A 20758-nucleotide genomic window follows, 5' to 3' on the forward strand; every position below is an offset into this window, starting at 1 on the left:
GGATGAAATATGCTATAGAAACATTTAATTTGACCAAAAAATATGGTGATTTAATTGCTGTGAATAAATTGAATTTTAAAGTTAAAAAAGGTACAATCTTTGGTTTATTAGGCCCAAACGGCGCTGGTAAAACAACGACAGTTAAAATGTTAACATGTTTAATACCTCCGACATCTGGTACAGCTAAAGTTGGTGGACATGATATAATTAAAGAGCCAGATAAAGTAAGACAGAAAATAGGAATGGTTCCACAACAAGTAAGCTTGTATAGGGATTTAACTATAAGAGAAAATTTAGAGTTGTGTGCTGATTATTATGGAGTGCCTAAAGATATTAAGAATGAACGTATTGATGAATTATTAGAACTTGTTGACATTAAATATGCTGAAAACAAATTGATAAAGCATCTTAGTGGAGGACAACAACAAAAAGCTTCATTGGCTGCAAGTTTAATCCACGAACCTGAAATATTGTTTTTAGATGAACCAACTACAGGTCTTGATCCAACTACTAAAAGAATTTTGTGGAATTTAGTTAAAGAATTAAATTCAAAAGGTATTACAATCATACTTTGTTCTCATGACATGTATGAAGTTGAACTATTATGTGATTATGTGGGAATCATAAATAAAGGAATTTTGGTGGCATGTGACACGCCACAAGGGCTTAAGGACATGTTAATTAAAAAATCAAAAAGTCGTACGAGAGAATTAAGTATTTTAATAAATAATCTAAATTCAGAGATAATTAACAATTTAAATGATTTAACTTTTGTACAAAAAATTAAAAAACATCATAATCAGCGTATAGATATCAGAATAGATACTACTTCTAGTAATTCTATTAATAAAGTGATAAATGCCATTTTAGGTAGTGGTGGAGAAATAATTGCAATACATACAAAAGATCCTTCTTTAGAAGACGTGTTTATAGAAGTTACAAAAGAAAAAGGTGAAGTCAATGGAAATTGAAATTAAAAAATTATATTGGATGATAAAAAAGGATGCACTAACATTGTGGAGACATAAACCAAGATTAATATCAATGTATCTTTTTCCAATACTTATGATTGTTTTGTTTGGTTATGGTATGGGTGGAGAATTGAAACACATACCAACAGTGATTGTAACTGAAAGCCACGGTCACCTAACAGATAACACAATTTCAGCTATTAAAAAAATAGATATTTATGATGTTAAAGATGTGACTAGTGATGTTAATAAAGCTAAAAACATGGTAAAAAATGGAAAAGTAAAAGCGGCTATCATACTTCCAAAAAATTATGAAAATTATAATGAAAATAGAACTGTGACAGTTTATGTAGATTCATCAGATCAAATTGCTAGTGAATCTATAATTCAAGCAACAAAAGCTATATTTACAAAAATACAGACAGAATCCATGATAAAAGAGATGAAAAATATACAACTAGTTATGCATGGAGTACAACCTACGGGATTTAATTTGTTAGGTATGATAAATGTTGATATTAAAAAAGCATATGGAGATATAAGGTATATAGACTTTTTAACACCAGGAATACTTGCAATGACGGTTATGATGGCATGTATGTTTGCCATGGGAGCTACAATAGCTGGTGAAAGAGAAAGAGGAGAATTACCAAGATTATTTATGACACCAACTAATGTTAGCACGGTTTTGATAGGTAAAATATTATCAAGGTTAACATTGGAGACTGGTAGAGCATTGGTTTTATTGTTTTGTGCAATAATATTATTTTCAGTGTCTGTAAAAGGTAATATACTTCTAGTGATACTTTTACTTGTTCTTACAGCATTGTGTTTTATTGGTTTAGGAATAATGATTTCTGGAAGGGTTGAAACACAAGAAGATTATTCACAAATAGTAATGCCAATTGCAATGCCAATGATGTTTATTTCTGGAGTATTTTACCCAATAGAGACAATGCCATGGATATTTCAGAAAATAGCATATTTACTACCATTAACTTATGCAAATTTGGCAATAAGAAGTGTAATGCTTAAAGGAGCCTCATTAGGTACAATATGGCCATATATAGCTGTATTAATTGGATATACATTGTTGTTTTTTGTGTTGGGTGTAAAAGGATTTAGAAGAGATATGTAACCTTTTTTATTTTTTATTAAATGATAAATTATTTATTATTAAGTTAAATTAAATTCTTAAAAAGTTGGAGGTATAGTCTATGTTATGGATTTTGGTTGCAGTTGTAATAGTATTACTTATAATATTAGCTCAGTCATTGAAAATTGTAAATCAATATGAAAGAGGAATAGTGTTTAGGTTAGGTAAAGTTATAGGAGTAAAAGAGCCTGGTTTAAGAATTATAATACCATTTATAGACAGAATGGTTAAGGTATCTCTAAGGATTGTCACATTGCCAATTCAATCACAAAAAATAATAACCCAGGACAATGTATCTATAGATGTAGCTGCAGTAGCATATTTCAAAGTAGTTGATCCTCTTAAGGCAGTGATATCTATAGAAGATTACTATAGTGCTGTTAATCAAATATCACAAACCACAGTGAGAAATGTTGTGGGTAAATTTGAATTAGATGAAATATTATCTGAAACTTCCAAAATTAATGAGGAAATTAAAAAAACAATCGATGAACACACTAAAAAATGGGGAATAGAAGTGATGACAGTGGAAATAAAAGATATAAAATTACCTGAAAGCATGCAACGTGCAATGGCAAAACAAGCTGAAGCTGAAAGAGAAAAAAGAGCTAAAATTATAACTGCAGAAGGAGAATATTTATCAGCGAAAAGGCTTGGTGAAGCAGCAGATATAATTGAAAAACATCCAGTGGCATTACAACTTAGAAATCTTCAAGTACTTACTGAGATTGCCGCAGAAAAAAATTCCACAATAGTTTTTCCAGCTCAATTTATGAGCAGCATCAATGATATAAAAAAGTTTATTGAAAAAGAATCAAGAAAATGAGGAGGTTTAAAATTTGGCAAAAATTTTACCGGGTGCTAAAGTTATAGGAGATGTAAAAATAGGAAAAAAATCATCTGTATGGTATAATGCAGTTATAAGAGGAGACCTCGCACCAATAAAAATTGGCTCATACTCTAATATACAAGATAATTGTGTTATACATGTAACTGATAAACATGGTGTAAAAATTGGTGATTATGTTTCAGTAGGGCATGGCGCCATACTCCATGGATGCAAAATTAAAGATAATGTACTTATAGGAATGAATGCAACAGTGCTCAATGCTGCAGTTATAAATGAAAACTCAATAGTTGGTGCTGGGGCAGTTGTCACAGAAAATAAAGAATTTCCTCCCGGAAGTTTAATACTTGGTGTACCAGCAAAAGTTGTACGGGAATTAACAAAAAAAGAAATAAAATCAATAAAGGAAAATGCTATAAAATATTATGAGCTTGCATGTAAACAGGAAAAATAAACTTAGATTATTATTCTTGCATCGCCTATACATCCACCATTCCCATCATTAAAAACAAAAACAGGGTTCAAATCTATCTCTTTAATTTCTTCATGAATATCCATTATAACACCTATCTTCATTAAACATTCAACAAGAAAATTAATATCTTTCCTTTTTCTTCCCCTTACACCTTCTAAAATTTTGTATGATTTTAAGTCCTTAATCATGTCTACAGCAAATTCTCTTGTTATGGGATATACACCAAAACTAACATCATCTAAAACTTCAACAAAAATCCCACCTAAACCTACCATAAGGACTGGCCCAAAAATTTTGTCTCTTTTTGCGCCAACTATAACCTCTATTTTTTCTTCATCAATAAACTTTTCCACTAGAACACCCTCTATTCTAACATTTGGATCATGTTTTTTTGCATTATTAACCAGTGTATTATATGCTTTTTTTGGATTATCTGGGTTTATTATAACTCCACCAACTTCGGTTTTATGTATTATTTCTGGAGAAACAATTTTCATTACACATTTGCCTAATTTTTTACAAAATTCTAATGCTTCATTTTCATTTTTAGCTAAGTAACATTCAGGAACAGGTAACTCATAAAAATCTAATAATTTTTTTGCTTTGTATTCGTTTGGACTCTTCAATAAATTATCAATGTAATCTCTGTTTTCGTCTCTAATTTTCAAAAACTTTTCTTTAATTTTTTCTAACTCCTCGTCGTAATCTTTTCTAACCTTCATTAAGCTATAATTATAGAGACGCGACAATGCTTTGACACCATTTTCAGGTGTTAAATATGATGGAATTCCTCTTCTCCTTAAATAACCTTTCACATCTTTGACTGAAACTCCTCCAACAAAAGAAGTTATTAGTGGTTTATTTTTAACCTCTCTACAATTATTTTTTATTTTAACTAATGATCTAGCTACATCAATGGGTTTAGTCATTTCTTGAGGTGTTAATACAACAAGAATCCCATCTGTGTTTTTATCTTTTCCTAATAATTCAGTACATTTTTCATATCTTTCAGGGGGTGCATCCCCAATTATGTCTAAAGGATTTGAAATATTGGCAGTGGGAGGTAAAACATCTTTAAGTTTTGAAATTGTTGATTTATCAAAATTTGCTAACTTCATTCCATGTTCAACACATGCATCAGCTGCTAAAACACCGAAGCCTCCTGCATTTGTTATAATGGCAATTTTATTTGATTTTATTATTGGTTGTGTGGAGAAAATATGTATTAAATCTACTAGTTCCTCAAATGTATATGCTCTAATTATACCTGCTTCTTTAAATACAGCTTCATATATAGAATCCTCACCTGCTAAAGCACCTGTATGTGATTTAACAGCTTTTTTTCCTATTTCAGTTTTTCCAGATTTTAAAGCTATTATTGGTTTTTTTCTAGACAATTTTTTGGCAGATTTTAAAAATTTTTTATCTTTTAAGCCTTCTATATATAAAACTACAATTTCAGTATCATCATCCTTTATAAAATATTCTAGTAGGTCACTTTCTTGGATATCTACTTTATTACCAATACTTACGACTTTAGAGAATCCAATGTTTAATAAAGGTGCAATATCTAAGATTGCATCCAATATAGCTCCACTTTGAGAAACTATTGAAACTTTTCCCTTTGGTGGAAAAATACTTGCAAAAGTAGCATTTAAATCTAAATGTGTATTCATGATTCCTAAACAATTTGGACCAATAATTCGAATACCATAATTCTTTGCTATTTCTCTTATTTTATTTTCTAATTCATAATTTCCTACTTCTGAAAAACCTGCAGTGATTATGACTGCTCCTCTAATGTTTTTTTCTCCACACTCTTCTAATACTTTTGGTACAATTATGTTGGGTACAGCTATAACAGCTAAATCTATTTCATCTTCAACGTCTAAAACAGAACTATAACATTTCATGCCTAATAAATTTTTGTATTTTGGATTTACTGGATATACATTGCCTTTAAAATTTTTTAAATTCCTTATTATAGAATATCCAACTTTACCTTTTGTCTTTGATGCACCTATAACTGCAACTGAATTTGGATAAAAGATGTTTTTTAAAGACATTGCACTCCCCAAAAAATTTAAGTTTAATTTAATAATATTATTAATAATTTTTATTAGGAACAAGAAATAATTATAATTTTGGAGGTAATTTTTTTGACATCGCAAATAGAGTTTATTTGTAAAGATAAAAAACTTGTGCTTGATAAAGATAAAGTTAAAATAGAGGGTCCATTCCTCGATGATACAATGCAAATTGATGTAGTTGTTAAAAAAAATGAAAAAGATGTCATAGATTTTTTTAAAAGGATGGAAGATACTTTCTGTGAAATAAAATCTGAAAAATTAGAAGGAATGTGCCATATATATGATGTGAAAATTTCAAAAAAAGGAGAAAATTATGAAATTACTTTCTCATTAAGTGAGATTTAGGTGGAAAAAATGAAAAATAAATTACCTCTAATTTTACTCACATTGTTATTTTTAATGTTTTTTATGAACCTCACATATGCTTATGGTGCAGATTCAGAAAAATATGCAATTTTAGTGGGTGTAGCAAACTACCAAAACATAAGACCTTTAAAATACACAATTAATGATGTATATTCAATGAAAAATCTTTTAACAGAACAAAATTTCACAACTTATACATTGATAGATTCTAATGCAACAAAAGAAAATATCAAATCCACAATTTACAATGTTTCAAGCATGGTGAAAGAAAATGACACCTTTATTTTTTATTTCAGTGGACATGGGACAAATGGTCCAGATCTTCCTTACTATATATGTCCATATGATGCAAAAAATCTTTCAACCTGTATAAGAGCAGATGAACTCGCTACTTGGATTAAAACAATTAATTGTAAGAATAAAATACTTATATTTGACACTTGTTTTAGTGGTGGATTAGCAATTGAAAAAGAAAATGTTAAGACAACAGTATTATCTTATGTAACAAGTAATACAACAGAAAATGTTACAATTGGATATGTTTTTGGAAACGAAACAACCGTAATTACTTCTTGTTCTGAAGATGAATTCTCTTATGAAGATTATGTATTAAACCATGGTGTTTTCACTTATTATTTCTTAAAAGCATTTAAAGATCCTAGAGCAGACATAGATAAAGATGGATTTATAAGTTTACTTGAAGCATTTAATTATACTTTATCAAGAGTTAGAAAATATGTTGAAAATCGGTTTTGGGATGAACAAACGCCAAAGGTTTATGGTATCGTTGCGAACATTAAATTTAGGCTTTTACTTCCTGATCTAACAGTGGTATCAGCTGCATGTGATGTTTTATCTCCTTCAGTTTTGCGTGTCTCTTATATAGTTAAGAACATAGGATATGGTTTTGCATTAGCTCCTTGGCAAGATGTCATATATCTCTCTGCAACTAAAGTTTTGGAAGAATTTTATACAATAGCCGCAAGAAATGATATACAAAAGGATCTTTTAGCTAATGCGACTTACAATATTACAACATATATTTATTTCTCCTCGCAGAATCTTTACCTTATTATCCACTGTGATGAGTTAAATTATGTCCCTGAATTAAATAAAACAAATAATTATTTTGTAGCTCCTATATCTACCCTAATTCCGTCTTCATCTAAATTAAATGAGAAAAATTTCTCAATAACAATTAAGAACGTTGGTTCAGAACCAATTCTATTTAAATATTATGTTAGCGTATATACATCTCCAGTAAAAGGAAGTAGAATTCTTTATGATGAATATTTCTATTTCTTAACTCCTGGAGAAAAAATAATTATAGATCTAGGTAGTTTTCCAGCCAATTACGCAGTGAGTACAACTTTTGAGATTATTAATCCCAGTAGTTCACCACTACATGCCAACATGCAAGCAGTTTTCAATGTTGAAGGATATGTGCCACAAATATTGGTACTCTCCAAGTATATTCCAGCAAGAAGCAAGAAATATTATACAATAAGATTTACAACAAACAACAATTTTGTGGATATATGGTGACACTGTTTTTACAGAGAAGAGGAGGCATTATATGAAAATAAATGAAAAAGGACATTTAGTTATAGGAGAAGTCGATGCTGTAGAGCTTGCTGAAAAATATGATACTCCTCTTTATGTAATAGATGAAAATAAAATTAGAGAAAATTATAGGCGAATTTATAATGCATTTAAAAAAAGATATGACAAATTTAAGATCCTTTATGCATGTAAAGCAAATACTAATATTGCAATAATGAAAATTTTGAATGATGAGGGTAGTGGAATTGATGCTGTATCTCCTGGAGAGATATATATAGCATTAGTGGCAGGGTTTAAACCTGAAGAAATATTATTTACAGGTAACAATGTTAGAAATGATGAATTAGAGTTTGCTGTAGAATCTGGAGTGATGATAAATATTGATTCTATATCTCAACTTAAGAGACTTTCAAAATTATGTAATCCTGAGGAAGTAGAAATATCTTTTAGGATAAACCCTCTCGTTGGTGCAGGACATCATGAACATTGTATAACTGGAGGAGAAATGAGTAAATTTGGTATAGCGGAAAAAGACGCTGTTAAAGCTTATTCTATGGCAAAGAATTTAGGATTTAAAATAAAAGGTATTCATTGTCATATAGGTTCTGGGATATTAGATCCAAGTCCATTTTTAATAGCTGTGGATGCTCTTACTAAAATTGCTGAAAGAGTTTCTAAAGAAGTTGGAATAGAATTTGAATTTATAGACATCGGTGGAGGATTTGGAATCCCATATAAGCCTGAAGAACCTGAGTTAAATATTGAAAATCTTGCAAAAAAAATCATTGAGGTATTTAGAGAAAGGTGTGATGAATATAATCTTGGAAATCCATGGTTATATATAGAACCTGGAAGATACATTGTTGGAAATGCAGCATGCCTGTTAACTAGGGTTAACACAATAAAGAAGAGTTATAGAAAGTTTGCAGGCGTTGATGCAGGGTTTAATACTTTGATTAGACCAGCCATGTATGGTTCATATCATCATATCATAGTAGCAAATAAAGCCAATGAAGAACCTTGTGAAAAAATAGACATTGCTGGAAACTTATGTGAATCTGGTGACATTTTTGCAAGAGATAGAGAACTTCCAAAACTAGAAGAGGGAGACATTCTTGCAATTATGGATGCTGGGGCATATTGTTTTTCAATGTCATCACAATATAATTCCAGACCAAGACCCGCTGAAGTACTTGTAAAAGATGACAAAGTGTCAATAATCAGGGAAAGAGAAAGCATCATAGACTTGTTAGATAAGCAAGTTATACCGGCAAGATTACTAAAAGGTGGTAAAAAATGAATACAAAGACGATTTTATTCACAAAAATGCATGCATTGGGAAACGATTATATATTAATTGATGAGACTCGAGGAGAAATTGTTAAAGAAAGAGAAAAACCTGAATTCGTGAAAAAAATTTGTGATAGGAACTTTGGGGTTGGCGGGGATGGAGTAATTTTTGTTTCAAAATCTGATAATTTGGATATTAAATTTAGGATTTTTAATGCAGATGGTAGTGAAGCTGAGATGTGTGGGAATGGAATAAGATGTTTTGCAAAATATGTATATGAAAAAGGTATATTAAGAAAGAAAAGAATGAAAGTTGAAACTTTAGCTGGCGAAAAAATTCTAAACTTAAAGACGAAAAATAATCTTGTTGAATCTATAAAAGTAGATATGGGGTTAGCAACTTTTAAAAGTGAAAAAATACCTGTAAAAACTAAAGATAAGACATTCATAAATAAAGTTTGTAAATTAAATGACAAAAAAATAAAATTAAGTGCTGTAAACGTTGGTAATCCTCACACTGTTATTTTTGCGGATGAAGTATCTAGAGATTATGCAGAGAAAATAGGACCAGTAATAGAAAATCATCCAATTTTTCCAGAAAGAACAAATGTAAATTTTGTTAAGGTGTTAAATCCAAATGAAATTAAAATGATTACATGGGAACGTGGTGTAGGTATTACTTTAGCATGTGGCACAGGTGCAGTAGCATCTACAATAGTTGGTAGAAAACTAGGGAAATTAAATAAAGAAGTTACAGTTAATTTACCTGGCGGCAGGTTAAAAATAGAGATTTATGAAAAAAATAATAAAATAGGGGCATTCATGGAAGGTAAGGCTACTATGGTCTTTGAAGGAATATTATCAATGCCATGGCAATAGGTGGTACAATGCTAGGAAAATTAGGTGAAAAATTAAGAAAAAGTATAAAAAAATTAGCAAAGATGCCAATAGTAGATGAAAAAGTAGTCAAAGAAGTAATTAAGGATTTACAGAGAGCATTGATACAAGCTGATGTCAATGTAAAATTAGTGTTTAAACTCTCAAAATCAATAGAAAAAAGGGCTCTAAAAGAAGAACCACCAAAAGGTATAACTCCAAAAGAACACGTCATAAAAATAGTATATGAAGAATTAACAAAATTATTAGGTAAGAAATCATATAAACTTAAAATAGATAAGAAACCTTACAAGATTCTTTTTGTAGGGTTACAAGGTAGTGGAAAAACAACTACAGTTGCAAAATTAGCTCATTATTTACGGTTAAAAGGTTATAATTCAGCTGTTGTATGTACAGATACCTGGAGAACTGCTGCTTATGATCAATTAAAACAGCTTACTGAAGAAATAAATGTACCAATGTATGGAGATCCAAATGAAGATAATCCCATACGATTAGCTAAAGAAGGATTAAATAAATTCAAAAATTATGATGTAATACTATTTGATACTGCTGGTAGACATAAAAATGAGAAGGAATTATTAGATGAAATGGAAATGCTTAGCAAGGAAATAAACCCTGATGAAATAATTCTTGTTATTGATGGAACAATAGGACAGCAAGCTAAATCTCAAGCAAAAGCATTTTCTGAGAGGGTTAAAATTGGATCAATAATTGTTACAAAACTTGATGGATCAGCGAAAGGTGGTGGAGCACTTTCTGCAGTGTCTGAAGTTGGAGCACCAATAAAATTCATTGGGACTGGGGAAAAAATAGATGATTTAGAGGAATTTGATCCAGCAAGGTTTATGTCCAGATTGTTAGGCATGGGTGATATAAAGAGCTTAATAGAAAAATTTGAGAGGGTTGTTGAAGAAGAAGATAAAATTTCAGAAACTGTAGACACAATGCTATCAGGAAAGTTTACATTAAAGGATTTAAAGACACAATTTGAAACTATGAAGAAAATGGGTCCTTTAAAACAAATATTAAATATGTTACCTTTAGCTGGTAACATTCCTAAAAACTTTTCAAAAATAACTGAAGATAAAATCAAGAAATATTGTGTGATTATGGATTCAATGACTGAAGAAGAATTGGAAAATCCAAGGATAATAAAATACTCAAGAGTGAAAAGAATAGCTAGAGGTGCAGGTGTAAGAAACGAAGATGTTAGGGAGCTACTAAGATATTATAAAACTACAAAAAAGGCTTTGAAAGGCTTTGAAAGACGTAAACTAGGTGGCCCAATACAAAGTATACTAAAACAAATCATGCGTTAGTGATCGGCATGAAAGAGATTGTGAAAGAAATAATAGAATCAACAGGAGGTGCAATTTGCGAACGTTGTCTTGGGAGAATATTATCAAGAGAACTTAAAGTTGAAGGGCATGATAATTTAGAAAGAGGTAAAAAAATAAAAGAAAAATTAAATTTAGACTTAAAATCAGAAAATAGATGTTATATATGTGATAATATATTTGATAAAATAGATGAAGCTGCAGAAAAAGCAGAAGATAAAATAAATGAATTAGATATTGAGTTTTCAACATTTTTAGTTGGAAGTACTTTACCACCTGACATGTTACAACGTGATAAGGAAATTACTAGTCTTGTGTCTAAAGCTGAAAGCATTAAAAAAGATATAAATAGAGAAATAGGAAAACGGTTACGAAGAAAATTGAAAAAAAGGGTGGACTACCAAAACCCAGATATAGTAGTAAAAGTCAATTTTAGATATAAAGATCCAAGTGTATACATACAAATAAATCCATTGTATCTAGAAGGAAGATATAGAAAACTTGTAAGAGGTATTCCACAAACTAAATGGCCTTGCAAACATTGTAGAGGGAAAGGATGTCCAAAATGTAATTTCAAAGGTAAAATGTATGAAGAATCTGTTGAAGAAATTATAGCAGGACCACTCATTGAAGCAACGAAAGCAAGAGGAAGCAAATTTCATGGTGCAGGAAGGGAAGACATAGATGTAAGGATGCTTGGTAAAGGACGTCCATTTGTAATAGAACTTAAAGAACCAAGACGTAGAAAACTAGATTTAGACAAAATTGTCGATGAAATAAATAAAAGTGCTGAAGGAAAAGTTGAAGTACTCTTCCTTAAGTATACTAATAGATCAAGAATAGTAGAGTTAAAAAGTATCAAAAGTTATAAAGTGTATAGAGCAATAGCTGAAATTGAAGGAAAAATAAAAGAAGAAGATCTAAAAAAGATTGAACCTTCGTTTATTGTTAAACAAAGGACACCGTTACGAGTTTCCCATAGAAGGGCTGATAAAGTTAGAATAAGAAAAGTTTATGATATAAAACCAAAAATTTTGGATGAAAATACAATAGAACTCAAAATAAAGGCTGAAGGTGGATTATATATAAAGGAATTAATTTCAGGGGATGAAGGTAGAACAAAACCAAGCATAACTGAAATGTTGGGAAAGCAAGCAAAATGTATAAAGTTAGATGTTATTGACATTGGAATTTAATTGGAGGTTTTATTAATGAAAGGTTCAAAGGGATTGAGAAGTGGAACTAGGTATAAATTCAAAAAGAAAAAAAGACCAGGAATGACTAATCCAATAACAAGAATGATACAAAGATTTGAAAAAGGTGATAAAGTTCACATAATAGTGGATCCTAGTATTCATAAAGGCCAACCACATCATAGATTCCACGGTAAAACAGGAGAAGTAATTGGAAAGAGAGGAAAATGTTATTTAATATCTGTAAGAGATGGTAATAAAGAAAAAATAGTTATAAGTAGGCCTGAGCACTTAAGACCTCAAAAGCAGTGATATCGATGATTGCTAAAGAAATTATAGAATCAACACCAGTTCCATTGCCTGTGGTTAAAGAAATGTTGGAAGAACTTGGCAAGGAGTATGAACTAACACGAGAACAAAAATTAATTTTAGAACATATCAGTAAATTCGTAAAATTGAGTGCAAAGGAAGCTATGGAACTCACAGACAAAATAGAAGAGATAGTAGGTGATAGAAGGATTGCCGTGCACATAGTAAACATAATGCCTGAAGATCTTGTAGAGTTACATGCATTATTAAGCAAAGAAAAAGTTTCATTAGGAAAGGAGGAAATGAAAAAAATTCTCAAAATTGTTAAAGAATATAAGAAAACTGAATAGCATGTGATTGGATGGAAAAATATGCTATTATTTTAGATTATCTTCCTCATGGGTACATAGAGGAAGGAAGGCCTTTCTTTAGGAAGCGGCCAGTAGCACAGGCCATAGGGAAAGATGAATTTACATTGTTAGAATTAATACCAAAACCTGGAGTAGAATTAGACATACATGAAGAAGTTTATATTGGGCCTGGAAAACGTGATAAAATAGCTAGAGTTAACAGACGATTAACAGCTAGAGAGTTAACAGCTACAGCTCGCGTAGAGTTACCATACGTAGTCGAAGAAATTGTTAGATCAAGAGAAAATGAATTTGTAGAATTTTTCAATAAAGCTACATCAATAAGTACTCGATTACACCAATTAGAGTTGTTACCAGGTATAGGAAAAAAATATATGTGGGAAATAATAAAAGCTCGTGAAAAAGAACCATTTAAAAGCTTTGAAGATATAAAAAAAAGAGTACCAAGTTTATCAGATCCTGTAAAAATTTTAGTTAAAAGAATACTTCTTGAATTAAATTTAGATGGAGGTAGTAAGGAAAAAGGAAAGAGAGGTAAACGAAAATATATACTGTTTGTAAAAGGTCTGAAGCGTAGGAGTAGAAGAAGACGGTGATCATAATATCATCATTACTCCATGAAACAAAATATATCTTAAAAAAATACAACATCTCTTTGAGTCGAAGATTGGGACAGAATTTTTTGATTAATGAATATATAAGGAATAAAATAATTAATTATGCAAATTTAAACAAGAAAGATACAGTGTTAGAAATTGGTCCGGGGATAGGAACTCTTACAATTCCAATGGCTAAACATGCAAAAAAAGTGATAGCAATAGAAAAAGATTGTAAGATGGTTGAAATACTGAAAGACAGAATTCATGATCTTAAAATTGATAACATAGAAATTATTAATGCAGATGCTCTTAAAATTAAATTCCCAAAGTTTAACAAAGTAGTTTCTAATTTACCATACACCATCTCCTCTCCAATAACATTTAAGTTATTAAATTATGATTTTAATTTAGGAGTTTTAATGTATCAAAAAGAATTTGCACAACGTCTCATTGCTAAACCAGGTACTTCCAATTATTCAAGATTGTCAGTCATGATGTATTTTAAGGCAAATGTAAAATTATTAGATATTATACCACCAAAATCGTTTATTCCAAGACCTAAAGTAAAATCAGCGATTGTTAAGATAATCCCAAAGAAGAAATTTAAAATTAATAGATTTTTTGAAAATGTGTGTCGGGCATTGTTTCAACATAAAAGGAAAAAATCAAAAAAAGCATTGATTGAATCATCACATGAACTTAACATGAATAAATCAAAATTAAAACAAATTTTGGAAAGATTAGACCCAAAGTTAGCAGAAAAAAGAGTATTTAAATTAACACCAAATGAAATTCTCAAAATATCAAAATTTATTGAGGAACATGATAAAGTACAAAAACCTTAAATTTAAAACATGTCCAAAAGTTTATGAACCTTCAGATGACACATTTTTGTTACTTAAAAATTTAAAAATATGTAAAGATGATAAAGTATTGGAAATAGGTACGGGAATAGGTATAATAGCTATATTTGCATCACAGATAGCTAGAGAAGTTGTTGCAACCGATATAAATCCCTATGCTATTCAATGTGCTAAAAAAAATGCGCAAATAAATTCTGTAAAAAACATTAAATTTCTTGAAGGAAATCTTTTTGAACCCATAAATGAAAAGTTCAATACAATTTTATTTAATCCTCCTTATTTACCAACAGAAGATTTTAAAGAATTAAAGGATGAGTTATGCTTAGCATGGGATGGAGGAAGCAATGGAAGAAAAATCATTGATAGATTTTTAAAAGAAGTAGACAAATATTTAAAACCTGATGGGAAAATTCAATTAGTCCAATCATCTCTTTCAAATCCAAATAAAACAATTGATATACTGGAAAGAAAAGGATTTGAAGTTGAAATAACTGCATCAAAGAAATTATTCTTTGAAGAATTGTTGGTAATAACTGCATTTAAGTGATTGAAATGTTAGAGAAACTAAAATCTACCTTAGAAAAATCTCCTGTAATAAAAAAAGGAGAATATCATTATTTTGTGAGTCCTGTAACTGATGGAATACCCCTAACAGAGCCCAATCTACTGATGGAGATCGTAGATGCAATAGAAAAGAAATTTGATTTGGAAGATATAGATAAAATAGTATGCATTGAAGCAATGGGGATACATTTAGCAACAGCATTGTCAATAAAAACAGGGATACCTTTTGTAGTAATCAGGAAAAAGAAATATGGACTTCCTGGAGAAGTAGAAATACGACAAGTTACAGGATATGGAGAATCAAATCTATATGTAAATGGTGTTAATTCTGGAGACAAAATTTTAGTGATTGATGATGTTGTAAGTACTGGAGGAACATTGATTTCTGTTATAAATGCATTGAAAAAAATTAGTGCAGATATAAAATATGTCATAGCTGTTGTAGAAAAAGGTGAAGGAAGAAAAAAGGTAGAAAAAGAAACTGGAACTAAAGTTAATACCCTTGTTAAAGTTGATGTAGTAGATGGTGAGGTGAAAATTATAAACAATGAAGTATGATTTTAAGTTAAATAAGGTAATTAAAAAAATAAAAGAAAAAAATGCAAAAAATGTAGTTTTACAATTTCCAGAAGGTCTTAGGCCAAAGGCAATTGACATAGCTAAAAAAATAGAGTCTAAAACCAATGTAAATGTAATTATTTCGGCAGATTCATGTTATGGTGCATGTGATGTCGCAGATAAAAAATATTATGGAATTGTTGATTTAATAGTACATTATGGTCATACACCATTGCCTATTAAAACAAAGGTTCCAACAATTTTTGTTGAAGCTTTCTCTACTTTAGATTTTAAAGACATTAAAAATCTTTTAAAACAAGCCATAGATTATATTGGGAAAGACAAAAAAATTGGATTAGTTTCAGTTGCACAACATCTTCCATTACTTAAAAAAATTAAAAAATATCTAGAAAAAAAAGGTAAAGAAGTTGTAATGAAAAAAGGAATTGGGACAAAACCTGGGCAAGTTTTGGGATGTAATTTTTCTTCGGTTAAAAATTTAGATGTTGATACTTATTTGTTTATTGGTGGTGGAAACTTTCATGCACTAGGAATAAAATTAGCAACAAAGAAACCAGTAGTTATTGTAGATCCATACAAAGGTGAAGTAAGAAACATAGAAAGGTTCGCAAAAAAAATTATGAAAATAAGATTTGCTAAAATAATAAAAGCTCAAAAAGCAAAAACTTGGGGAATATTGATGTCATTAAAACCAGGCCAACTTAGACAAGAATTAGCATTAAAACTAAAAAATAAATTAAAAGCTCATGGCAAAAAATCATTTCTCATAATTTTAGATAACATAGTCCCCGAATTTTTACAATCTTTTACAGGTATAGATGCTTTTGTTTCTACTGCTTGCCCTCGTATTGCTATTGATGATTCTTATCTTTTTAAAAAACCCGTATTAACACCTAAGGAACTAGAAATTGTATTAGGTGAGAGAAGTTGGGAAGAATATGAATTAGACGAAATAATTTGGGAGGAAGGGAATGAAAACTAAAGTAAAAAGTGGAGATTTAGTACTTCCAGGAGATACATTAGGTATAAGCGAAGAATTTATTCCTCTCCACAATACTTATGAAGAGAATGGTAAAATAAAATCTTTAATTGTAGGGCGAGTATTAAAGGATTATAGAAATAAGACTATTTCTGTGATGCCATGCTTAGAATTACCTCCTATTTTAAAGAAAAATACACATGTAATTGGTGAAGTAATTGATATTAAAGAAGAGAAGATAGCATTAGTTAGACTTCTGGGTGTCAAAGGGCTTAAAAGACCTATTTTTACTAATTTGATCGCTGGAATTTATCTTCCAAATGTTCAAAGAGCTTATTTAAATAAAATGAGTGATGCATTCCATATTGGCGACATTGTGGAAGCTAAAATTCATGAAATGTTAGGGTTAAGTTATATATCTTTAAGAACAGTTGAAAAAGATTTAGGAGTGATAAGAGCTCTCTGTACTAAATGTAGAAATCCTATGGCAAAGATTGGAAGAAATCTTGTAAAATGTACGAATTGTGGGAATATAGAGAAAAGAAAACTTTCTATCAACTATATCATAAAGGGGGAGAAAAATGAAAATTAAAATAACTAAAGAAACAAAAAACGAATTAGAGATTATACTGAAAGGTGAAAACCATACTTTCTGTAATTTATTAAGAAAAAAGCTTTTGGAAGATAAAGATGTGGAAGTCGCTGCATATACAATAGATCATCCAATTGTTGGAGAACCAAGATTATATGTTAGAGGAAAAAGTCCAAAACAATCTTTGTTAAAAGCTGCTAAAAATATAAAAGAAAACTTCAATGAATTTAAAAAAATTTTAGAGTCATGATAAAAAAATTTAGAAGAATTAAAGAAGAAATAAGGATTTTAGGAATAGATGATGCCCCTTTTAAACCTTTTAAAAAAAGCCAGGTGTTAGTTGTTGGCACTATTTTTCGTGGAAATAAGGCATTAGATGGTGTTCTAAGTACTCATGTTGAAGTTGATGGAGAAGATGCTACAAAAAAACTTGTTGAGATGATCAACAACACCAGACATAAAGATCAGTTAGGTGTTGTAATGCTTGATGGCATTACATTTGCAGGATTTAATATTGTAGATATAGAGAAGTTATTTAATAAAACAAAAATACCAGTTATAGTGATTATCAAAAAATTTCCAAATAGAAATAAAATTAAAGAAGCATTAAAAAAGCATTTTAAGGATTGGAAAGAAAGATGGAAAAAGGTTCTTAATGCAGGTAAAATCTATAAAGTAGAAAATTTAGACTTATATATTCAAATAAAAGGTTTAAAATTGAAGGACGCAATAAAAATTGTTAAATTGAGTATAAAATATGGAATTACACCTGAACCTATCCGTGTAGCTCATCTAATAGCATCTGGGATTGAAAAGGGTGAATCTCGTGGCAAAGTATAAAAGTCCAAAACTTACTGTCGATATTATAATAATGGATTCTAAGGGTAAAATTGTTTTAATAAAAAGAAAAAAAGATCCTTATAAGAACTTTTGGGCATTGCCTGGTGGATTTGTAGAATATGGTGAAAAGGTTGAAGAAGCTGCAATTAGGGAAGCTAAAGAAGAAACAGGACTCAATATAAAACTAAAAAAATTGGTTGGAGTATATTCAGATCCTAATAGAGATCCGCGCGGTCATGTTGTAAGTATATGTTATCTTGCTTCCCCAGTTTCTGGAAAACTTAAAGCAAAAACAGATGCCAAAGACGTTTCATTATTTAATATAGAAGAAATCGATAATATCAAATTAGCATTTGATCATGCTAAAATGATAAAAGATGCTCTTGAATTACTTGAACATGAAAATTTATATTAACAACAAAGGATAGCAAATTAAGTAAGAAAAATTGGAGGTTGAAAATGGAATTTTGTCCTAAATGTAAAGCATTGATGGTTTCCAAAAACGGTGTATTGAAATGTACAAGATGTGGATACGAAAAAAAATTAGACAAAAATGTAATTAACACGTATAAAACTACGGAAAAAGTTGGAAAAAGAGAAGCCGTGATTTTCACGAAGTCTGAAGTAAAAACCATGCCTACAGTTAAAAAAGAATGTCCTAAATGTGGTAACAATGAAGCCTATTGGTGGTTACAACAAACAAGGAGAGCTGACGAATCAGAAACAAGATTCTTTAGATGTACAAAATGTAAATATACATGGCGTGAATATGATTAGTAATTAGTGGTGTAATTATGAAAAAGATATTACATGAAAAAATATCTAAATTTAAAAAAAATAAAGGAAAAATTGTGAAATTGACATGTCTTATAATTGGATCCTCGTTAGTCATCTTTGGCTCTTTAAATTTACTTACTCCCACCGAAAGGTTTGTAGATAATATAGTTGTTAGTGAAAAGTCTATAATGACAGCATTTTTAATTTTAACAGGATTGGTGATAGGAACTGGTGCAGTAGCAGATGATATCAGTAAAAAATTATTTAAAGACTTCCATAGGAAAGTCTCCAGTTTAGAGGAGGAAGATTAAATGCTTAAAGCAAGATTATCTGATCCAGACATTTTAAAAAGTAGTTTTGATGCTATAAGTGGTATCATAGATGAAGTTCAAATGATAGCAAAGGAAGATGGTATATATATGGATGCAATAGATCGTAGCCACATAACCTTTGTGCATTTAGAATTAAAGAATGAATTATTTGATGAATATAGTGTTGATGGTGAAGAAAAAATAAATATAGATACTGAAGAGTTAGTAAAAGTATTAAAGAGAGTAAGAAGTACAGAAATAATAACATTGGAAACTGATGAGAACAATCTCATTATTTCAATTGAAAATGATGCAAAAAGATCATTTAGGATTAGATTGATAGATATAAGTTATGAAAAACCTAAAACTCCAAAACTAGATTTGCCTGTTTCTGTAGAAGTTCCAGTTGATGTTTTAAGAGATGCTATCAGAGATTTAGAAATGTTTAATGACAAAATAGTTTTTGAAGTAGATGAGAACAAACTCTTGATTACAGGAGAAAGTGAATTTGGAGATGTAAAAATTGAATATCCACATGCAGAAGAAGTAGATTCTAAGGTTAGAAGTGTATATAGTTTAGAAAAAGTTAAAGAAATGTTAAAAGCTTATAAATTTAGTGATAGAGTTATTGTTTCTCTCGGAAACGATACACCTCTCGATCTTACATTTGAACTTCCTGAAGGAGAAGGTAGATTAACTTTTCTACTAGCTCCTAGATTGGAGGCTGAATAATAATTTGATTTTTAATTTATTGTGGTGAAATGGATCTACGTAAATTCTTTAAAAAACTTCGGGAAATACATAGAAACGAAAGGATAAGTAGTAAATTAACAAAAATTGATAAAAATTTTTATAAAAAAACAAACAAATATTTAAAGGAGCTTAAAAATTCTATAAAAGATGATCCATTTTCAAGGCAAGAATTATTTTTCCAATCAAAAAGGATTATTACAGAAATATGTGAAAGAAGAGAACGCAAAATTGTTAATAAATTATTGACAAATTTTCAAAAAAATTATGATATTGTAGAAGGTAGTAAAAAAACTATTGATTCGGCACCAAAAAATTTAACTCCTGAGGAAAAAGAACTTTATTTCTCTCTACTAGAAGTATTAAAAAAATACAGAGAAAAAATACATAGAACTAAGCCTATTAAGAATTACAAAACCATAATTATATTAGATAACATACCTTCTATTGTAGGCATAGATAAAAAAATATATGGTCCATTTAGAGAACAAGATGTCGTAGTCTTACCAAAGCTTAATGCAAGAATATTCCTTAAATATAAGAAAGGTAAAAGAATATGAGGTGAAGAAAATGAAAATACCTAAGGAAGTGAGAAGATATTGCCCATATTGCAGAAAACATACGACACATGAGGTATTTGAATCAAAAAGAAGGAAAGCTAGTGAACTAAAGTGGGGACAAAGACAGTTTAGAAGAGTGACAGCAGGTTATCGTGGTTATCCACGTCCATTACCTTCAGGAAGTAAACCAACAAAAAAAGTTGACTTAAGATTTAGATGTAAAGAATGCGGTAAAGCCCATAGTAAAAGAAAGACATTTAGAGCTGGTAGAATAGAATTTGTATGAGGGGTTTTAGATGCGCCCCCAAAGCAGATTTATAAAAATAAAATGTTTAGATTGTGGAAACCAACAAATAACATTTGATAGGGCTTCCTCAGTGGTTCGATGCTTAGTGTGTGGTAAAGTGCTGGTTAAACCACAAGGAGGCAAGGCAAAAATATTAGCAAAAGTTATAGAGACTGTGGATTAGTGGTGT

The 20758-nt window shown here is 30.0% G+C and carries 28 protein-coding genes; 27 read left to right on the top strand and 1 reads right to left on the bottom strand.

Annotation, left to right across the window (positions count from 1 at the left end):
- Positions 1-2: 2 nt before the first annotated feature.
- From ACZ5LY_RS03640 to ACZ5LY_RS03655, 4 genes are all read left to right on the top strand, one after another.
- Positions 3-971, top strand: a complete 969-nt coding sequence (locus ACZ5LY_RS03640) for an ATP-binding cassette domain-containing protein (RefSeq protein WP_013414070.1) — start codon at positions 3-5, stop codon at positions 969-971.
- Positions 961-2109 carry an ABC transporter permease gene (locus tag ACZ5LY_RS03645; protein WP_013414071.1) on the top strand — a complete coding sequence of 383 codons (1149 nt, stop codon included), beginning with the start codon at positions 961-963 and terminating at the stop codon, positions 2107-2109. Before ACZ5LY_RS03640 ends, ACZ5LY_RS03645 begins: the two co-directional genes overlap by 11 nt.
- A gap of 79 nt (positions 2110-2188) precedes the next feature.
- On the top strand, positions 2189-2953 hold the full coding sequence (locus ACZ5LY_RS03650) for a slipin family protein (protein WP_013414072.1): 765 nt from the start codon (positions 2189-2191) through the stop codon (positions 2951-2953).
- 13 nt (positions 2954-2966) lie between these two features.
- The gene (locus ACZ5LY_RS03655) at positions 2967-3428 is read left to right on the top strand and encodes a gamma carbonic anhydrase family protein (RefSeq protein WP_013414073.1); all 462 of its coding nucleotides are present in this window, start codon (positions 2967-2969) and stop codon (positions 3426-3428) included.
- 2 nt (positions 3429-3430) lie between these two features.
- Here the strand turns inward: ACZ5LY_RS03655 and acs are convergent, their stop codons facing one another.
- Entirely contained in the window at positions 3431-5515 is a 2085-nt protein-coding gene (gene acs, locus ACZ5LY_RS03660) for an acetate--CoA ligase alpha subunit (protein ID WP_464576887.1), read from the bottom strand.
- Between the two features lie 93 nt (positions 5516-5608).
- Between acs and ACZ5LY_RS03665 the strand changes: the two genes are divergently transcribed.
- Genes ACZ5LY_RS03665 through ACZ5LY_RS03775 form a run of 23 tightly spaced genes read left to right on the top strand, consistent with a single transcriptional unit; the run spans position 5609 to position 20752 of the window.
- Positions 5609-5884 (top strand): hypothetical protein, encoded by a 276-nt coding sequence (locus ACZ5LY_RS03665; RefSeq protein ID WP_464576889.1) that lies wholly within the window; start codon positions 5609-5611, stop codon positions 5882-5884.
- Between the two features lie 9 nt (positions 5885-5893).
- Entirely contained in the window at positions 5894-7450 is a 1557-nt protein-coding gene (locus ACZ5LY_RS03670; RefSeq protein WP_464576891.1) for a caspase family protein, read from the top strand.
- Positions 7451-7481: 31 nt separating this feature from the next.
- Positions 7482-8768: a diaminopimelate decarboxylase gene (gene lysA, locus ACZ5LY_RS03675; protein ID WP_464576893.1), complete on the top strand. Its 1287-nt coding sequence runs from the start codon at positions 7482-7484 to the stop codon at positions 8766-8768.
- Positions 8765-9637: a diaminopimelate epimerase gene (gene dapF / locus ACZ5LY_RS03680; RefSeq protein WP_464576895.1), complete on the top strand. Its 873-nt coding sequence runs from the start codon at positions 8765-8767 to the stop codon at positions 9635-9637. Before lysA ends, dapF begins: the two co-directional genes overlap by 4 nt.
- A gap of 8 nt (positions 9638-9645) precedes the next feature.
- On the top strand, positions 9646-10977 hold the full coding sequence (locus tag ACZ5LY_RS03685) for a signal recognition particle protein Srp54 (RefSeq protein WP_048060584.1): 1332 nt from the start codon (positions 9646-9648) through the stop codon (positions 10975-10977).
- A gap of 8 nt (positions 10978-10985) precedes the next feature.
- On the top strand, positions 10986-12191 hold the full coding sequence (locus ACZ5LY_RS03690) for a tRNA pseudouridine(54/55) synthase Pus10 (protein ID WP_464576898.1): 1206 nt from the start codon (positions 10986-10988) through the stop codon (positions 12189-12191).
- A 15-nt stretch (positions 12192-12206) separates the two neighbouring features.
- A complete protein-coding gene (locus ACZ5LY_RS03695) occupies positions 12207-12500 on the top strand; it encodes a 50S ribosomal protein L21e (RefSeq protein WP_013414080.1) in 294 nt (97 codons plus the stop codon).
- A gap of 5 nt (positions 12501-12505) precedes the next feature.
- On the top strand, positions 12506-12847 hold the full coding sequence (locus tag ACZ5LY_RS03700; RefSeq protein ID WP_013414081.1) for an RNA polymerase Rpb4 family protein: 342 nt from the start codon (positions 12506-12508) through the stop codon (positions 12845-12847).
- A gap of 11 nt (positions 12848-12858) precedes the next feature.
- Positions 12859-13464 carry a DUF655 domain-containing protein gene (locus ACZ5LY_RS03705; RefSeq protein WP_013414082.1) on the top strand — a complete coding sequence of 202 codons (606 nt, stop codon included), beginning with the start codon at positions 12859-12861 and terminating at the stop codon, positions 13462-13464.
- Positions 13461-14312 carry a 16S rRNA (adenine(1518)-N(6)/adenine(1519)-N(6))-dimethyltransferase RsmA gene (gene rsmA / locus ACZ5LY_RS03710; RefSeq protein WP_464576901.1) on the top strand — a complete coding sequence of 284 codons (852 nt, stop codon included), beginning with the start codon at positions 13461-13463 and terminating at the stop codon, positions 14310-14312. The genes ACZ5LY_RS03705 and rsmA overlap by 4 nt, the downstream gene beginning before the upstream one ends.
- Positions 14290-14877, top strand: a complete 588-nt coding sequence (locus ACZ5LY_RS03715) for a HemK2/MTQ2 family protein methyltransferase (RefSeq protein WP_013414084.1) — start codon at positions 14290-14292, stop codon at positions 14875-14877. The genes rsmA and ACZ5LY_RS03715 overlap by 23 nt, the downstream gene beginning before the upstream one ends.
- A gap of 5 nt (positions 14878-14882) precedes the next feature.
- Positions 14883-15452, top strand: coding sequence for a hypoxanthine/guanine phosphoribosyltransferase (gene hpt, locus ACZ5LY_RS03720; RefSeq protein WP_464576904.1), 570 nt, complete (start codon positions 14883-14885; stop codon positions 15450-15452).
- On the top strand, positions 15442-16455 hold the full coding sequence (gene dph2 / locus ACZ5LY_RS03725; protein WP_464576906.1) for a diphthamide biosynthesis enzyme Dph2: 1014 nt from the start codon (positions 15442-15444) through the stop codon (positions 16453-16455). The genes hpt and dph2 overlap by 11 nt, the downstream gene beginning before the upstream one ends.
- Positions 16445-17044: an exosome complex RNA-binding protein Csl4 gene (locus tag ACZ5LY_RS03730; RefSeq protein WP_013414087.1), complete on the top strand. Its 600-nt coding sequence runs from the start codon at positions 16445-16447 to the stop codon at positions 17042-17044. Before dph2 ends, ACZ5LY_RS03730 begins: the two co-directional genes overlap by 11 nt.
- The gene (locus tag ACZ5LY_RS03735) at positions 17034-17294 is read left to right on the top strand and encodes a DNA-directed RNA polymerase subunit L (protein ID WP_464576908.1); all 261 of its coding nucleotides are present in this window, start codon (positions 17034-17036) and stop codon (positions 17292-17294) included. Before ACZ5LY_RS03730 ends, ACZ5LY_RS03735 begins: the two co-directional genes overlap by 11 nt.
- Complete coding sequence (locus ACZ5LY_RS03740) at positions 17291-17884, top strand: endonuclease dU (RefSeq protein ID WP_013414089.1); 594 nt, start codon at positions 17291-17293, stop codon at positions 17882-17884. The genes ACZ5LY_RS03735 and ACZ5LY_RS03740 overlap by 4 nt, the downstream gene beginning before the upstream one ends.
- Positions 17871-18299: an NUDIX domain-containing protein gene (locus ACZ5LY_RS03745; RefSeq protein WP_013414090.1), complete on the top strand. Its 429-nt coding sequence runs from the start codon at positions 17871-17873 to the stop codon at positions 18297-18299. The genes ACZ5LY_RS03740 and ACZ5LY_RS03745 overlap by 14 nt, the downstream gene beginning before the upstream one ends.
- Positions 18300-18343: 44 nt before the next feature.
- A complete protein-coding gene (locus tag ACZ5LY_RS03750; protein WP_013414091.1) occupies positions 18344-18661 on the top strand; it encodes a transcription factor S in 318 nt (105 codons plus the stop codon).
- Positions 18662-18678: 17 nt separating this feature from the next.
- Entirely contained in the window at positions 18679-18972 is a 294-nt protein-coding gene (locus tag ACZ5LY_RS03755) for a hypothetical protein (RefSeq protein ID WP_013414092.1), read from the top strand.
- Positions 18973-19704, top strand: a complete 732-nt coding sequence (pcn, locus tag ACZ5LY_RS03760; RefSeq protein WP_013414093.1) for a proliferating cell nuclear antigen (pcna) — start codon at positions 18973-18975, stop codon at positions 19702-19704.
- A 29-nt stretch (positions 19705-19733) separates the two neighbouring features.
- A complete protein-coding gene (locus tag ACZ5LY_RS03765) occupies positions 19734-20282 on the top strand; it encodes a DNA replication complex subunit Gins51 (RefSeq protein WP_013414094.1) in 549 nt (182 codons plus the stop codon).
- Positions 20283-20292: 10 nt separating this feature from the next.
- Positions 20293-20568 carry a 50S ribosomal protein L44e gene (locus tag ACZ5LY_RS03770; RefSeq protein WP_013414095.1) on the top strand — a complete coding sequence of 92 codons (276 nt, stop codon included), beginning with the start codon at positions 20293-20295 and terminating at the stop codon, positions 20566-20568.
- A gap of 10 nt (positions 20569-20578) precedes the next feature.
- A complete protein-coding gene (locus tag ACZ5LY_RS03775) occupies positions 20579-20752 on the top strand; it encodes a 30S ribosomal protein S27e (RefSeq protein ID WP_013414096.1) in 174 nt (57 codons plus the stop codon).
- Positions 20753-20758: the final 6 nt, after the last annotated feature.

Source organism: Methanothermus sociabilis (assembly GCF_055392295.1).

What these genes read in the sequence shown, in the direction of transcription:
- ACZ5LY_RS03640 (WP_013414070.1), top strand. Translation starts at nt 3, where the DNA reads ATGAAATATGCTATAGAAACATTTAATTTGACCAAAAAATATGGTGAT.
- ACZ5LY_RS03645 (WP_013414071.1), top strand. Translation starts at nt 961, where the DNA reads ATGGAAATTGAAATTAAAAAATTATATTGGATGATAAAAAAGGATGCA.
- ACZ5LY_RS03650 (WP_013414072.1), top strand. Translation starts at nt 2,189, where the DNA reads ATGTTATGGATTTTGGTTGCAGTTGTAATAGTATTACTTATAATATTA.
- acs (WP_464576887.1), bottom strand. Translation starts at nt 5,515, where the DNA reads ATGTCTTTAAAAAACATCTTTTATCCAAATTCAGTTGCAGTTATAGGT.
- ACZ5LY_RS03670 (WP_464576891.1), top strand. Translation starts at nt 5,894, where the DNA reads ATGAAAAATAAATTACCTCTAATTTTACTCACATTGTTATTTTTAATG.
- lysA (WP_464576893.1), top strand. Translation starts at nt 7,482, where the DNA reads ATGAAAATAAATGAAAAAGGACATTTAGTTATAGGAGAAGTCGATGCT.
- dapF (WP_464576895.1), top strand. Translation starts at nt 8,765, where the DNA reads ATGAATACAAAGACGATTTTATTCACAAAAATGCATGCATTGGGAAAC.
- ACZ5LY_RS03685 (WP_048060584.1), top strand. Translation starts at nt 9,646, where the DNA reads ATGCTAGGAAAATTAGGTGAAAAATTAAGAAAAAGTATAAAAAAATTA.
- ACZ5LY_RS03690 (WP_464576898.1), top strand. Translation starts at nt 10,986, where the DNA reads ATGAAAGAGATTGTGAAAGAAATAATAGAATCAACAGGAGGTGCAATT.
- ACZ5LY_RS03695 (WP_013414080.1), top strand. Translation starts at nt 12,207, where the DNA reads ATGAAAGGTTCAAAGGGATTGAGAAGTGGAACTAGGTATAAATTCAAA.
- ACZ5LY_RS03700 (WP_013414081.1), top strand. Translation starts at nt 12,506, where the DNA reads ATGATTGCTAAAGAAATTATAGAATCAACACCAGTTCCATTGCCTGTG.
- ACZ5LY_RS03705 (WP_013414082.1), top strand. Translation starts at nt 12,859, where the DNA reads ATGGAAAAATATGCTATTATTTTAGATTATCTTCCTCATGGGTACATA.
- ACZ5LY_RS03715 (WP_013414084.1), top strand. Translation starts at nt 14,290, where the DNA reads ATGATAAAGTACAAAAACCTTAAATTTAAAACATGTCCAAAAGTTTAT.
- hpt (WP_464576904.1), top strand. Translation starts at nt 14,883, where the DNA reads ATGTTAGAGAAACTAAAATCTACCTTAGAAAAATCTCCTGTAATAAAA.
- dph2 (WP_464576906.1), top strand. Translation starts at nt 15,442, where the DNA reads ATGAAGTATGATTTTAAGTTAAATAAGGTAATTAAAAAAATAAAAGAA.
- ACZ5LY_RS03730 (WP_013414087.1), top strand. Translation starts at nt 16,445, where the DNA reads ATGAAAACTAAAGTAAAAAGTGGAGATTTAGTACTTCCAGGAGATACA.
- ACZ5LY_RS03735 (WP_464576908.1), top strand. Translation starts at nt 17,034, where the DNA reads ATGAAAATTAAAATAACTAAAGAAACAAAAAACGAATTAGAGATTATA.
- ACZ5LY_RS03740 (WP_013414089.1), top strand. Translation starts at nt 17,291, where the DNA reads ATGATAAAAAAATTTAGAAGAATTAAAGAAGAAATAAGGATTTTAGGA.
- ACZ5LY_RS03750 (WP_013414091.1), top strand. Translation starts at nt 18,344, where the DNA reads ATGGAATTTTGTCCTAAATGTAAAGCATTGATGGTTTCCAAAAACGGT.
- ACZ5LY_RS03755 (WP_013414092.1), top strand. Translation starts at nt 18,679, where the DNA reads ATGAAAAAGATATTACATGAAAAAATATCTAAATTTAAAAAAAATAAA.
- pcn (WP_013414093.1), top strand. Translation starts at nt 18,973, where the DNA reads ATGCTTAAAGCAAGATTATCTGATCCAGACATTTTAAAAAGTAGTTTT.
- ACZ5LY_RS03765 (WP_013414094.1), top strand. Translation starts at nt 19,734, where the DNA reads ATGGATCTACGTAAATTCTTTAAAAAACTTCGGGAAATACATAGAAAC.
- ACZ5LY_RS03770 (WP_013414095.1), top strand. Translation starts at nt 20,293, where the DNA reads ATGAAAATACCTAAGGAAGTGAGAAGATATTGCCCATATTGCAGAAAA.
- ACZ5LY_RS03775 (WP_013414096.1), top strand. Translation starts at nt 20,579, where the DNA reads ATGCGCCCCCAAAGCAGATTTATAAAAATAAAATGTTTAGATTGTGGA.